Here is a 13,840-nt window from a genome sequence, read left to right as displayed (position 1 = left end):
ATGGGAGCCTATGCGCCGCTCAAAAGACGATCAAGACGCACGACGTGGAGCGGCGGCGCCGGGCATCTCCTCGTCAACGCATGTTCCGCGTTCTCGGTCGGAAACCATCAAGGTTGCCCATACCGCGTTGCCGCCGGTGAGCGGGGACCGGTCGACTCCCCAGGTGTGCGCGATCTCCTGGACCAGGAGCAAGCCGCGGCCGCCTTCGTCCTCGGGCCCGGGCTCGCATCGGGGCAGACCGCCGGCCGCACGGCCGTGGTCGTGCACCTCCACGCGGAGGCAGTCGTCGGCGATCAGTCCGATGCCGCACAGGATGCGCACGCTGAGGGTGTGACACACCGCGTTGGTGACCAGTTCCGACACCAGGAGTACCGCGTCCGCGGACGTCTCGGCAGGCAGCCGCCAGGCACTCATGCGCGCGTCCATCAAACGGCGGGCGACTGCGACATGGGATCGGTGCGCGGGGAGCTCGATCCAGTGTCTACGCTCCGGGCTCGCGGCAGTTAAGAGTTGGGGGGAAGAAGTCGTGTGGGGGGACACGCTTGTCGCCTTCCGGCAGGAGGGGCGCAGTGGGGGGAGAGGAGCAGTGGGGGGGGCAAGCAACGGACCTGCCGGGAGAGGGGGTGTTCCCGGTGTGACAGTCACGTGGATTCGTCGTGTCGGCGGGCGTCAACCCCGCGTAGTGGCGCGATGGTTGACAACGATGCCTTCGCGTCCGAAGGAATCGTTTGCACAAGTCACTATGCTCGTAGCTGAGTTCACACTGCAACCGACTCCCTGATAATTTCAGCAAGACGGTATCCGCTTGGCTGCATCACCAAGTCGCTGTACAGGTTGCGCTGGTGACGGGCCCTCAGGAGGTGGCGCGGTGAGCGACACTCGTTCAGGCACGGGCACGAGCGCTCCGACCGTCCTGCGCATGATCCTCGGCCGCCGGCTCCAGGAGAGGCGGCTCGGCGCGGGCGTGTCCCTGGAAGATGCGGCAAGGGCCCTGCGCGTGACGTCGTTGACCATCCGCCGTCTGGAGAAGGCGGAGGTCGGCCTCAGACCCCTGTACGTGGAGAAGTTGCTGCAGACCTACGGGGCCGACCAGCAGGAGATCGACGAGTTCGTCGAGCTCGCCGAACGGGCCAACGAGCCCGGCTGGTGGCACGCCTACCGCGACGTGGTGCCGAGCTGGTTCACCGCCTACGTGAGCCTGGAGAGCGGGGCCAAGACCCTGCGTACCTATGAGCCCCAGTACGTCACCGGGCTGCTGCAGACGTACGAGTACGCACGCGCCGTCCTGCGCGGGGGCTTCCCTCATGCCGGTGAGGAGGACCTGGAGCGCCGTGTCGATCTGCGGCTGCGCCGCCAGAGCCTGCTGGAGAAGGCCGACGCCCCCACGCTGTGGGTGGTGATGGAAGAGGCCGTCCTGCACCGGGTGGCGGGCGGCAACGAGGTCATGCGGGAGCAGATCGACCGGCTCCTGGAGGTCTCGGAGCTGGATCACATCAGCGTCGACATCGTGCCCTTCGGCGCAGGCGCGCACGTCGGAGCGTGCGCGCCCTTCACCTACTTCCGGTTCGAGGAACCGGAACTGCCCGACGTCGTCTACAGCGAAATCCTGTCCGCCTCCGTGTACCTGGACCAGCGTTCCGATGTCGCGGCCCATCTCGAGGCGCACAACAGGATGTCTCTTCTGACCTCCTCCGCGGACAGCAGGGCCCTGCTGCATCGCATGCGCAAGGAGTACTCATGACCATCGCCGACGGCAGTGTCTACAACGGGATGCCCGCCTCCGACCTCGGCGAGCAGGGCTGGGAATGCCCCTGGAGCGGCCCCAACGGGGGCCAGTGCGTGGAGACCAAGCAACTCGCCGACGGCCGCATCGCGTTGCGGCAGTCGACCGATCCCACCGGTCCCGCGCTGATCTACACGTCCGAGGAGATCGCCGCTTTCGTCCAGGGGATCAAGAAGGGCCTCGCCGATCACCTGACGATCCAGGTCCACTAGACCGAACCGCAAGCGGGAGGAATCCGAGCCTGCCCGGCCGCGACCCGCCCGGCACACCGCGCCCACCACTGAAGGGGACAGGATGAGCAACACCCACGCCGCACGGGGCATCGACACCAGCAGGCCGCACTCCGCCCGCATGTACGACTTCTACCTCGGCGGCAAGGACCATTTCGACATCGACAAGCAGGCCGCCGAGACGGTCGCCGCCGCCTACCCCGGCATCTTCGTGTGCGCCCGCGAGAACCGCGCCTTCATGCACCGGGCCACCCGAGTGCTCGCCCAGGAGCACGGCATCCGCCAGTGGCTCGACATAGGCACCGGGATTCCCACCGAGCCGAATCTGCACCAGGTCGCCCAGAGCGTGGTTCCCGAAGCGCGCGTGGTGTACGCCGACAACGACCCCCTCGTTCTCAAGTACGCCGAACGCCTCATGCGCAGCACCCCCCAGGGCCGCACCACGTACATCGAAGCGGACGTCAACGACCCGCAGGGGCTGCTCGGCGCTCCCGAACTGGCCCGGATCCTGGATCTGAACCGGCCCGTGGCCCTGTCGCTGAACGCTCTCATGCACTTCGTCACCGACGCGCAGGACCCGTACGGCATCGTCGGCCGCCTGCTCGACGCCCTCCCGTCGGGAAGCGCCCTCGCCCTCAGCCACTGCACGCCCGACTTCGACCCGCCCACCTGGCAGAAGGTCACCGACATCTACACCGGTGCCGGGACGCCCGTGCAGTTCCGCTCCCAGAAGGACGTCGCGCGCTTCTTCGACGGACTCGACCTGCTCGACCCCGGCGTCACCGTCGGCCACCGCTGGCGCCCCGACCTGTCGGACAAGGACGAGAACACGCAGCCGCTTACGGACGCCACCGTCAGTTTGTGGACCGGCGTGGGCATCAAGCCCTGACCGTGACGGCAGGAGCCGTTACCCGAACAGATGCCGGCGCGACCGGCTGACCGGCTCCATGCCAACGTGCGCTCAAGGTCCTGCAGGTAGCCTTCGGCCGCCCAGGGGGCCTGCGGCCGGGTGTTCCGGGCCGCGTACGGCATGTCACCCAGGTAATGGCGGGACACGGCCGGCCGCGGTGCGGGGGCTCGTATGCCCTGAGCAGGCGCACGCGGTGTGCATCATGCCCGGGTCGATCGCGGACCGCTTCCCCGACCTGCCGCAGGACCGATTCGACCGGCACGCCCAGGGAGTGTCGAAGGCGCCGGTTCCCGATCGACGTGAGAGTGAAGGCAGCACATCCCAGGACATCAGGAGCAACCCATCGTGACCGTGACCGCGGATATGGCCATCTCCCTCGACGGCTTCATCGCCGGCACCGACGTCTCCCTCGACAACCCTGGAGGCGACGGCGCCGAGCCGCTCTTCGAGTGGATCCACAACCTGGCGAGCTGGCGGGAGCGCCAGGGCATGACCGGCGGGGAGGAGAACCGCGACTCCGAGCTGATGCGCGAGTGGTTCGATGCCACCGGAGCCGTGGTCATGGGCCGGATGATGTACGACACGGGCGAGGAGTTCTGGGGCGACAACCCGCCGTTCCGGACCCCGGTCTTCGTGCTCACCCACCGCCCGCGGCCGACCCTGGTCAAGGAGGGCGGCACCACCTTCACCTTCGTCACCGACGGCATCCACAGCGCCCTCGACCAGGCGAGGGCCGCCGCCGGGGACAGGAACGTCGACATCGCGGGCGGGGCGAGCACGGTGCAGCAGTACCTCGGGGAGGGGCTCATCGACGAGCTGCAGCTGCACGTGGTGCCCGCGCTCCTCGGAGCGGGACTGCGGCTCTTCGAGGGCCTGGGCACCGCGCGGCGGAAGCTCGAGCCGGTCAGGGTGGTCGACACGCCGCTCGCCACTCACGTGAAGTACCGCTTCGTGAAGTGACCGGCACGAACAGAGCGAGAGTCCCAGTCGCGTTCAGGCCGAGATGACCTCGCATACCCGCTGATCAGTCAGCGTGTCCCCGGCCACGGACGCCATCATGGACTCCTTCCCCGAAGCCGAGCTGGGCGTCGGCGGCGGAGCCAACGACACCGCGCTGGAACTCGGCGCCTCGCTCGGCATCGCGGTCCTCGGCTCACTTCTCGGCACGAGTTACCGGGACGAGCTGACCGATCTGGTCGGCGGGCAGTTGCCGGCCGCGGCTCTCGACACCGCCCAGGACTCGGTGGGCGGCGGTCTGGCCGTCGCCGAGCAGGTCGCCAAGGACCCGGCCGCCGGACCGCAGCAGGCCCAGGTCCTCGTCGATGCCGTCCATCAGGCGTTCGCCCACGGTGTCGCGCAGACCAGCATGGTCGGCGGGATCGTCATGGCCGCCGGCGCCCTGATCGTCCTGGCGGTGCTGCCCGGTCGCTCCGGTGCGGGGAAGCGCCGGCCGGAGGGTTCAGCCGTAGGGGGAGCGGACGCGACGGAGGAGATTCACACCGACGTCCGCTGAATCCCGGCCCCTGCGCTCCCCCTTACCGAGCACCGGTCCCCGCGGTCAGGTCACATCGGGCAGGGGGTGACGGGCGATGTCCCGGGCGTCGTCCGGAGGAACCCCCAGCATGCGCAGCACCATCTCCGCCAGGTTGCTGGCCGCCTCGTCGGCGTCGATGTCGGGGCGGGCGAACCTCAGCTCCACCAGGGACAGCAGGGACCCGCCCAGCGCGGACAGGGCGACGGTCGGGTCGACGGCGTCGAAGCGGCCCGCGGCCACGCCCCGCTCCAGGTCGCGCAGGGCTCGGGGCGCCAGCCCTCGGTCGGAGTGGATATGGCCGAGTCCGCGGTGGCGCAGTACCTGCATCAGCTCCGGGTGGGAGTCCACCATCCGCACGCTGAGCCTCAGGCCCACGGCGACGAGTTCGGCCGAGTCGTCGGTCCCCCGCAGCCGCTCGTCGATGGCCTGGCCGAACTCCTCCAGGGCGTCCACCACCGCCGCGTCGAACAGTTCCGCCTTCGACTCGAAGTGGTTGTAGAAGGAGCCGAACCCCACGTCAGCGCGTTCCGCGATCGTCTGAATGCTCGCACTGGTGTCTCCGGTCTCGGCCAGGATCTGCCGGGCCGCGCGCACGAGCGACTGGCGGGTCTCGGCGCGGCGCCGTTCGAAGCGGTTGCCGGGCGGGGCTGAGGTCGACATGCGGTGAGTCTAACAACGGCGACGATGACGATCGCATTTCTGATGGATTCATCAATTGGCCCGGCGGAGCCCTTGACGATGAGTTCCTCAGAGCTGATGATTCCCTCATTACGGCAATGTTGCTTGGAGGGCACCGTGTCCCACTCACACGTCGGCGAGACCGACGTCCGAACAGCCCACCAGGACCTCCACAGCGAGCAGGGCGCTCTGCGCGGCGAACACCCCGGGCGCTCCCGCAATCCGCTGATCAAAGTGGCTGACCTGGCCTGGCTGGAGTTCGAGAAGCCCGACCTCGACCGCGCGGAGGTCTTCGCGCGGGACTTCGGTTTCGGGATCGCCGCCCGCGGTGAGCGCGCGCTGTGGCTGCGCGGCACGTTCGCCGGCTCGCCCTGCGTGGTGATCCGACGCGGCCGTACGTCCCGTTTCATCGGCCCGGCGTTCCGCGCGGCGGAGCGTGCCGACCTGGACCGGCTGGCCCGCGCGACCGGCTCCGCCGTGCGAGACATGGACGCGCCCGGCGGCGGCAAGGTGGTCGACCTGCTCGACCCCTCCGGCATCCCCGTGCGGGTCGTGCACCCTGCCGAGGAACTGCCCGCGCTGCCCGAACAGCGGCCGCTTCTGCTCAACTCCGGGACGGATCACCGCCGCAGAAACGTCACGCAGCGCCCGCCGCGTGAGCCGTCACGTGTTCAGCGGCTGGGTCATGTGGTCGTCGAGACGCGGGTGTTCGCCCGCGCCCTGGACTGGTACCTCGACACCCTCGGCATGATCGTCAGCGACTTCCACTTCCTCGACGGTCAGCGCGAGCGCGGCCCGGTCATGGCGTTCATCCGCTGCGACCAGGGAAACGTCGCGGTGGACCACCACACGCTGGCGATGCATCTCGGGCCGGGGACCGGCTATGTCCACTCCGCCTACCAGGTCACCGACCTGGACGCGATCGCGGCGGGCGGGGAGTACCTGGCCGAGCGCGGCTATCAGCGCAGCTGGGGCATCGGCCGTCACATCCTCGGCAGCCAGCTCTTCGACTACTGGCGTGATCCGGACCGCTTCATGCTGGAGCACTTCGCCGACGGCGACCTCTTCTCCCGCGACGTCGAGGCCGGCTGGTCGCCCATGTCGGCGAGCGGCCTCGCGCAATGGGGGCCGCCGGCGACCCGGGACTTCCTCGGCGCCAACCCGTCTCCCGCCAAGGTCCGTGAGGTGCTGCGGGCCCTGCGCGGCGACAACGAACTCGACCCGGCCCGGCTGCTGGGCCTGATGAAAGCGATGAACTCATGAGTACGAACGTCCTGCGCACCACCGACGGCTGGTGGGTGGTTCGCGACGCGCGAGCCGTACGTGTCGACACCAAGGCCGTCACCACCGCCGAGCTGCTCGCCGACCGCGACGCCGTACGGGAGGCCGCCGTCTCCGGCGATCCGGGTACACCGGTCGCCGACCTGGTGGCGCTCTCCCCCGTCACCACGCCCTGCCGGGTGGTCGCCCAGATGGTCAACTACCGCAGCCACGCCCGCGATTCGGGCTTCACCGGTGAGATCCCGCCCACCTTCTTCCGCAAGGCGTCCGGCTCGGTCAGCGGCCCGCAGGACGCCGTCGTCCGGCCTTCCCATGTGGAGTTCCTGGACTACGAGATCGAACTCGGGCTGGTCATCAGCGCTTCCCTGCCCGTGGGCACCGTCGTCACCGAGCAGGACCTGCCGTGGTACGTCGCCGGGCTCGTGGTGACCAACGACGTCAGCGCCCGTGACGTCCAGCTGACCAAGACGCAGTTCTACGAGAGCAAGTCGTATCCGACCTTCACGCCGACGGGGCCGTACCTGGCGCTGCTGGAGCCGGAGGACTTCGTCCATCTCCTCGATCTGCGGCTGAGGTTGTCCGTCAACGGTGAGCTGCGTCAGGACCGCACCCTCGCCGACATGATCGTCCGCCCGGCGCAGGCGCTCACGCTGCTCGCCCGCTTCCAGACCCTCGACCCCGGCGACCTGCTGCTGACCGGCACCCCCGGCGGAACGGCCCTGAAGGCCCCGGCCAAGCCGGTGGAGAAGATCGGCGCGCTGCTGCCGCCCGCCGTCAAGTGGAAGGCGTTCTTCAGGAGCCAGGCCAGGAATCCGCGCTATCTCCACCAGGGTGACGTGATCACGGCGACGATCGCGACGCCCGACGGGCTGATCGACCTCGGTGAGCAGCGCACGCCCGTCACCGACGCGAACTGACACCCGAGATGAGCCGCACATGACCACAGAGCAGGCCGTCGGGCAACGGGACACCGCGACCGGGGCGGCGGAACAGGCAACAGACCGCGCTGCTTCCCTCCCCGTCGTCATGATCGGAGCCGGGCCCGTGGGAGTCACCACCGCCCTTCTCCTCGCCCAGCACGGAGTCCGCACCGTCGTTCTCGATCGTCACCGGGACGTCTATCCTCTGCCGCGGGCGGTCGCCATGGACGACGAAGTCCGGCGGATCCTCCAAGCCGTCGGTGTCGACGGGGAGTTCGCCCCCGTCGCACGGCCGGCCAACGGGCTGCGTCTGCTGGACGCCAGGCACCGGGTGATGGCCGAGTTCCGGCGCTCCCCGCACGGGCACCACGGCTTTCCGCAGACCAGCATGTTCGACCAGCCGCAGCTGGAACGCCTGCTGCGAGACGCCCTGGCCAGGCGTCCGGAGTGCGAGCTGCGCGGTGGCGTGGAGGTGACCGCCGTAGCAGCCCAGGACGGCGACGGGCCGGTGCGCGTGACCGTCCGAGCGGACGGCGGCGAGACCCACCTGTGTGCCGACGCCGTGCTGGGCTGCGACGGCGCGGGCAGCCTGACCCGCGACGCCATCGGCGCCGGATGGGAGGACCTGCGCTTCGAGGAGCACTGGTCCGCCATCGACGTCCGCACCCGCGCCCACGTCCGGTGCTGGGAAGGCGTCGACCAGGTCTGCGACCCCGCCCGGCCCGCGACGTTCATGCGCATCGGCGAGGACCGCTACCGCTGGGAGTTCCGGCTGGGGGACGGCGACAGCCTCGACGGCCCCGATGGCCGGGAGCGGCTGCGCGAACTGGTCGCCCCCTGGGTGGACATCTCCCACGGCGACGACTTCGAGGTGATCCGGCAGGCCCGCTACACCTTCCGGGCCCGCCTCGCCGACCGGTGGCGCCGGGGGCGGGTCTTCCTGCTCGGCGACGCCGCCCACCTCACCCCGCCCTTCATCGGGCAGGGCCTGTGCTCAGGCATGCGCGACGCACACAACCTCGCCTGGAAACTCGCCCGGGTCCTCCAACAGGGCGCCGACGAACGGCTCCTGGACACCTACGAGAGCGAACGCAAGCCCCACGCCCGCCATGTGATCCGCCTCGCCGTCGCCACGGGCTGGGCCATGACCGGCGGCCAGGACCGCGCCGCCGTGTTCCGCCGGACCCTGCTGGGTACCGCGTGCCGCGTCCCGGGGGTGACGGGCCTGGCCGGCCGTGGCCTCAGCCCCGACCTGACCCCGGGCCCGCTGGTCCGGCGCGGCCGCCTCGCGGGCACCTGCTGCCCCCAGCCCTGGGTGACCGCCGACGGCCGGCGCACCCGCCTCGACGACGTACTCGGGGACTCCCTCGCCGTCCTGACCGCCGTACCCCTGATCCCGTCGACGCGGGCCGTCGCCGAGGGACTCGGCGCCCGGATCGTCCCCGTGGACGAGCTGGGCGACGACGGCACCCTCGCCGCCTGGCTGCGCGACGGCCGGGCCGCCGCCGTACTCCTGCGCCCCGACCGCGTCGTCCTGGACACCGTGCCCACCGGGCGCGGCGGCTTCACCGACGCCGCGGCCTGGGCGCCCCTGCTCTGCACGACCCACCGCCCCGCACTCCTGAGGAGCACCGCGCGATGACCGCACCGAGCCCCGCACCGTCCCCGGATCCCTTCTGGTCCCCCGATCCGGAGGCCGCCACCACGAGCCGTATCGCGGACTTCGGCCGTTGGGTCACCCGGCACCGGGGCGTCCAGGTCGCTGCCGACCACACCGACTACGCCGCCCTGCACCGCTGGTCCGTCGCCGACCTCGAAGGGTTCTGGGGCGCGGTGTGGGAGTACTTCGACGTCGACGCGGCCACGCCGTACGAGCAGGTGCTGGAGGTGGACAGGATGCCGGGCGCCCGCTGGTTCCCCGGCGCCACCCTCAACTACACCCACCACGCCCTGCGCCACCTCGGCGACGACCGGCCGGCGATCATCGCGCTGGACGAGACAGGAGCCGGCTACGAGATGTCCGGCGACCGGCTGCGCGCCCAGGTCGCCTCCGTCGCCGCCACCCTGCGCGACCTGGGCGTCGGCCCGGGCGACCGGGTCGTGGGCTACCTCCCCAACACCCCGCACGCGATCATCGCCTTCCTCGCCGCGGCGAGCCTGGGCGCCGTCTGGTCGGTGTGCGGCCAGGACTACGCTCCGCAGGCCGCCGCCGACCGCTTCGGCCAGCTCGAACCCACGGTGCTGATCGCCGGGGACGGCTACCTCTTCAACGGTACGACCCACGATCGCCGCGATGCCGCGCTGGACCTGGCACGGTCGCTGCCCACCCTCAAGGCCACCGTGCTCGTGGACCACGTGGGCCTGCCCTGGCCGCAGGGCGACTACCCGGCGCTGACGCTCGCCTGGGAGGACGCGGTCACCCGCACCGAGCGACTCGCCTGCACGCCGGTGCCGTTCGACCACCCCCTGTGGGTCGTCTTCTCCTCCGGCACCACCGGCCTGCCCAAGGGCATCGTCCACGGCCACGGCGGCGTCCTGCTGGAGCACTTGAAGACCCTCGGCCTCCACTCCGACCTGGGCCCCGGCGACCGCCTCCTCTGGTACACCACCACCCACTGGATGATGTGGAACCTGGTCGCCTCCGCCCTCCTCACCGGCGCCACCACCTGCACCTACGACGGCAGCCCGGCCCCCCTCGCCCGCCCGGACGTCCTGTGGGACCTGGCCGCCCGCCATCGCGTCACCCTCTTCGGCACCAGCCCCCAATACCTCCTCGGCATGGCCAAGTTCGGCATCGACCCGTCCGCGCACGACCTGTCGTCGATCCGCGCCGTCGGCTGCACCGGCTCCGCGCTGCCCGCCTCCGCCTACCCCTGGGTCCGCGACCACGTGGGCGAGCGCGTCCAGTTGGCCTCCATCACCGGCGGCACGGACGTCGTCTCCGGCTTCGCCGGCGGCGCCCCGACCACGCCCGGCTGGGCCGGGGAACTGTCCGTGCCTCATCTGGGCGTGGCCCTGGCGGCGTACGACGACGAGGGCTCCGCCGTGGTCGACCGGGTCGGCGAGCTGGTCGTCACCCGGCCCATGCCGTCCATGCCGCTGTACTTCTGGAACGACCCCGACGGGACCCGCTTCCGCGACGCCTACTTCGGCGCGTACCCCGGTGTGTGGCGGCACGGCGACTGGATCACGCTCACCGGTCATGGCTCGGTGATCGTGCACGGCCGCTCCGACTCCACCCTCAACCGCAACGGCGTACGCCTGGGCAGCGCCGACATCCACGAGGTCGTCGAACGCCTGCCGGAGATCACCGAAGCCCTGGTCATCGGCGTCGAGGAACCGGACGGCGGCTACTGGATGCCCCTGTTCGTCGTCCTGGCGGCCGGAGTCGCCCTCGACGACTCCCTCCGCGACAGGATCCGCCACGCAGTCCGCACCGGCGCGTCACCCCGTCACGTCCCCGACGAGATCCTCGCCGTCTCGGGCATCCCCCACACGCGCACCGGCAAGAAGCTCGAAGTCCCCGTCAAGCGGCTCCTCCAAGGAGCCCCGGCCGACCCGGTCGTCGACCCCTCGGCCGTCGACAGCCCCGAACTCCTCGCGTTCTTCGCCGGTCTGGGCGCCGAACGCCGGGAGGCGAGGGACGGCACCTGACCGCCGGATGCGCCCCCGCTCACCTGGACCCGCCGAACACCCCCTCTGCCCACCACAGGAGGTCATTCCGACATGCTGCTTCCGTTCACCACCGATCCGTTCACGGCTCCGACCGACCGGGACATGCTCCCCTCGGAACGAAGGGAGTTCGTCCGCACGCACCGCACCTGCGTATTCGGCTACCGGCGCCGCAACGACGGTCCGGCCATGTCGGTCGTGTACTACGTGCCGACCGACAACGACGAGTTGCTCGTGTCGACGCAGGCGGGACGAGGCAAGGGTCGCTTCGTCCAGCGGGACGGCAAGGTCGGTCTCTGCCTCCTCGACGAGCGGTGGCCCTTCACCTACCTCCAGGTGTACGCCGACGCGGTGGTCGAGCGTGACCGCGGCCTCGTGGTCGACGTGATGATGGCGGTCGGCGAGCGCATGTCCGGCGAGCAACTCGGTGCGGACGCCCGGCCGTTCGTGGAAGCGATGGCCGACAAGGAGGACCGCGTCGTCATCCGCTGCCGGCCCTACGCCACCTACGCGACTCCGCCGCGCCACCTGGCCGGCCATGACCAGGCGGAAGGGCTCACCCACTGGGTGTCGGGCACCGTTCCGTGGGACGCGCCGGACCCGTCCTGATGACGTCCCCGCGCCCGGCAGGCGTTGTGCCGGAGGGGGATCTGGTGACCGCAGCTGTGCCGCCTCATCAGTAGTGAGGTTCCTGTCAGGCTTCGTCCATGGTGGCCGGCCAGGTCCCACAGGACGTCCGGGCGGGCGAGGAGGGCCGACCGGACCGGCGGGCTCCCGCGCCCCCGCTGGTAAAATGGGGGCACGCTTCGACACCGCCGGGGCCCGTACCAAGGGGTACGGGCCCCGGCGCGTTCCGGGCGCCAAGATCAGGAAGGTTCCCCATGAACGCGAAGCCGTCGGCCCCTGGGCTCTCCCGCGCCGGCAAGTCCCAGCGGGCGGCAGCGCCGCTGGGCGAACTCCCGACGCCGCAGACGGTGTCCCCGGGCCTGCCGCCGGCCGCGTCCTTCGACGCGCTCGGGCTGCCGCCGGAGCTGGTGAGGACGATGACCGGCCTCGGGGTGACGGAGCCCTTCCCGATCCAGGCCGCGACCCTTCCGAACGCGCTGGCCGGCCGCGACGTCCTCGGCCGCGCGCGGACCGGCTCCGGCAAGACGCTGGCCTTCGGGCTCGCGCTGCTCGTGCGGACGGCAGGCCGGCGAGCGGAGTCGAAGCGGCCGCTCGCACTGGTCCTGGTGCCGACCCGGGAACTCGCACAGCAGGTGAGCGACGCGCTGACACCGTACGCGCAGACGCTGAACGTGCGACTGGCGACGGTCGTCGGCGGGCTGTCGATCAACCGGCAGTCGGCGGAGCTGAAGACCGGCGCCGAGGTGGTCATCGCGACGCCGGGGCGGCTGGCCGACCTGGTGTCGCGTCGGGACTGCGTCCTGAACCATGTGCGGATCACGGTGCTGGACGAGGCGGACCAGATGTGCGACCTGGGGTTCCTGCCGCAGGTCTCCGACGTCCTGGACCAGGTCCCCTCCGACGGGCAGCGACTGCTGTTCTCGGCCACGCTCGACCGCAACGTCGACCAGCTGGTGCGGAGCTACCTGCACGACCCGGTTCTCGCCTCGGTCGACCGGCTCGCGGGCTCCGTCACCACGATGGAACACCACGTGCTGAACATCCACGGCGCCGACAAGTACGCGACCGCGACCGAGATCGCCGCGCGCGACGGCCGGGTCCTGATGTTCCTGGACACCAAGGCCGCCGTGGACCAGTTCACCCGTCACCTGCGGGCCAGCGGCGTACGGGCGTCCGCCCTGCACAGCGGGAAGTCGCAGCCGCAGCGCACGCACACGCTCGGCCAGTTCAAGGACGGTGAGATCACCGTGCTGGTGGCCACCAACGTCGCGGCGCGGGGCATTCACATCGACGCGCTCGACCTCGTCGTCAATGTCGACCCGCCGGCCGACGCCAAGGACTACCTGCACCGTGGCGGGCGTACGGCCCGTGCCGGGGAGTCCGGGAACGTGGTCACCCTGGTCACCCCCAACCAGCGCCGGGATGTGAACCGGATGATGTCCGAGGCGGGCATCCGGCCGACGGTCACGCAGGTGCGCTCCGGCGAGGAGAAGCTGACCGCCATCACCGGGGCGAAGCGCCCGCCGATCGAGTCGAAGGGCAGCGGAAACGCCCCTTTCCGCGGCCTCGGCACCCGTCCGGGCCGCCCCGCGAAGGAGTCCCGCAAAGCCGCCGAGGCCCGCAAGACCGCGGAAGCCCGCGCGGCGGCCCGGGTACGCAAGGGCCGCTGACGCCGCACCACTCGGTGATCCGCGCGAGCCGGGCGTGCAGGGCGCGGTCGTCCACGGCAAGGACGTCCGGCTCCTGACGGGTCCGCGCGTACCGCGATGCGGCTGGGCGCGGGCGCCAAGCCTCCGGTGTCGAGGCCCAGGGCGTTGCGGGCGGCGATCCGTCCGAGGCCCTCGGCGTCGATGTGGACGGTGATGAGGGCGGGGGTGGCCAGGGAGCCGTGCTCGGTCTCGTCGAAGCCGTCACGGGGGCGGCACCGGCCTCCCGAGGCCTCGGCACGACTAAGCGTTCCAGGGGCGGAAGCCCTCGACGCCGGGCGGCCTCCTGGGCGAACCCGAGCCGGGCCTCGGCGAGCGGGAAGTCATGATCGGGCAGTGCCATCGCGATCCGGACGCGCCCCCGTCCGGCAAGATGTCCGATCTGCAGTGCGGCATTGACGGCGAACCCGTTCTCCCAGTCCTGCCGGCTCGGCTCGCGCCCGTGCATGTAGACCTCCCCGAGCCTCAGCACGGCCCGTGGCGCGATGGTGGGAGAGGT

General features: G+C 71.0%; 12 protein-coding genes and 1 pseudogene. 11 read left to right on the top strand and 2 right to left on the bottom strand.

Annotated features, from left to right (window positions below; translation table 11 throughout):
* Nucleotides 1–30: 30 nt before the first annotated feature.
* Nucleotides 31–540, bottom strand: coding sequence for an ATP-binding protein (locus OG252_RS48475; protein ID WP_443068466.1), 510 nt, complete (start codon nucleotides 538–540; stop codon nucleotides 31–33).
* 328 nt (nucleotides 541–868) lie between these two features.
* Between OG252_RS48475 and OG252_RS48470 the strand changes: the two genes are divergently transcribed.
* The 5 genes and pseudogenes from OG252_RS48470 to OG252_RS48450 form a co-directional block, all read left to right on the top strand.
* Nucleotides 869–1,741 (top strand): helix-turn-helix domain-containing protein, encoded by an 873-nt coding sequence (locus OG252_RS48470; RefSeq protein WP_266446324.1) that lies wholly within the window; start codon nucleotides 869–871, stop codon nucleotides 1,739–1,741.
* Nucleotides 1,738–1,995, top strand: coding sequence for a DUF397 domain-containing protein (locus OG252_RS48465; RefSeq protein WP_266446321.1), 258 nt, complete (start codon nucleotides 1,738–1,740; stop codon nucleotides 1,993–1,995). Before OG252_RS48470 ends, OG252_RS48465 begins: the two co-directional genes overlap by 4 nt.
* 82 nt (nucleotides 1,996–2,077) lie before the next feature.
* Nucleotides 2,078–2,902 carry an SAM-dependent methyltransferase gene (locus OG252_RS48460; protein ID WP_266446318.1) on the top strand — a complete coding sequence of 275 codons (825 nt, stop codon included), beginning with the start codon at nucleotides 2,078–2,080 and terminating at the stop codon, nucleotides 2,900–2,902.
* A gap of 366 nt (nucleotides 2,903–3,268) precedes the next feature.
* The gene (locus OG252_RS48455; protein WP_266446315.1) at nucleotides 3,269–3,883 is read left to right on the top strand and encodes a dihydrofolate reductase family protein; all 615 of its coding nucleotides are present in this window, start codon (nucleotides 3,269–3,271) and stop codon (nucleotides 3,881–3,883) included.
* A 67-nt stretch (nucleotides 3,884–3,950) separates the two neighbouring features.
* Nucleotides 3,951–4,436: pseudogene (locus tag OG252_RS48450) on the top strand (MFS transporter); the annotation flags it as partial.
* A gap of 45 nt (nucleotides 4,437–4,481) precedes the next feature.
* Here OG252_RS48450 and OG252_RS48445 read toward each other — a convergent pair.
* On the bottom strand, nucleotides 4,482–5,117 hold the full coding sequence (locus OG252_RS48445; RefSeq protein ID WP_266446312.1) for a TetR/AcrR family transcriptional regulator: 636 nt from the start codon (nucleotides 5,115–5,117) through the stop codon (nucleotides 4,482–4,484).
* 135 nt (nucleotides 5,118–5,252) lie between these two features.
* Between OG252_RS48445 and OG252_RS48440 the strand changes: the two genes are divergently transcribed.
* From OG252_RS48440 to OG252_RS48415, 6 genes are all read left to right on the top strand, one after another.
* Entirely contained in the window at nucleotides 5,253–6,398 is a 1,146-nt protein-coding gene (locus OG252_RS48440) for a VOC family protein (RefSeq protein WP_266446305.1), read from the top strand.
* Nucleotides 6,395–7,333, top strand: coding sequence for a fumarylacetoacetate hydrolase family protein (locus OG252_RS48435; RefSeq protein ID WP_266446302.1), 939 nt, complete (start codon nucleotides 6,395–6,397; stop codon nucleotides 7,331–7,333). Before OG252_RS48440 ends, OG252_RS48435 begins: the two co-directional genes overlap by 4 nt.
* 19 nt (nucleotides 7,334–7,352) lie before the next feature.
* Nucleotides 7,353–8,978, top strand: coding sequence for a bifunctional 3-(3-hydroxy-phenyl)propionate/3-hydroxycinnamic acid hydroxylase MhpA (mhpA, locus tag OG252_RS48430; protein WP_329344535.1), 1,626 nt, complete (start codon nucleotides 7,353–7,355; stop codon nucleotides 8,976–8,978).
* Nucleotides 8,975–10,990, top strand: a complete 2,016-nt coding sequence (locus tag OG252_RS48425) for an acetoacetate--CoA ligase (protein WP_266446298.1) — start codon at nucleotides 8,975–8,977, stop codon at nucleotides 10,988–10,990. Before mhpA ends, OG252_RS48425 begins: the two co-directional genes overlap by 4 nt.
* 72 nt (nucleotides 10,991–11,062) lie before the next feature.
* Nucleotides 11,063–11,617, top strand: a complete 555-nt coding sequence (locus OG252_RS48420; RefSeq protein WP_266446295.1) for a pyridoxamine 5'-phosphate oxidase family protein — start codon at nucleotides 11,063–11,065, stop codon at nucleotides 11,615–11,617.
* Nucleotides 11,618–11,889: 272 nt separating this feature from the next.
* Nucleotides 11,890–13,305, top strand: coding sequence for a DEAD/DEAH box helicase (locus tag OG252_RS48415; protein WP_266446292.1), 1,416 nt, complete (start codon nucleotides 11,890–11,892; stop codon nucleotides 13,303–13,305).
* Nucleotides 13,306–13,840 lie beyond the last annotated feature (535 nt).

This window comes from Streptomyces sp. NBC_01352 (assembly GCF_036237295.1).
GTDB classification, from domain to species: domain Bacteria; phylum Actinomycetota; class Actinomycetes; order Streptomycetales; family Streptomycetaceae; genus Streptomyces; species Streptomyces plumbiresistens.
The sequence above is the reverse complement of the archived record's forward strand: the minus strand, read 5'-3'. Positions and strand labels throughout refer to the sequence as shown.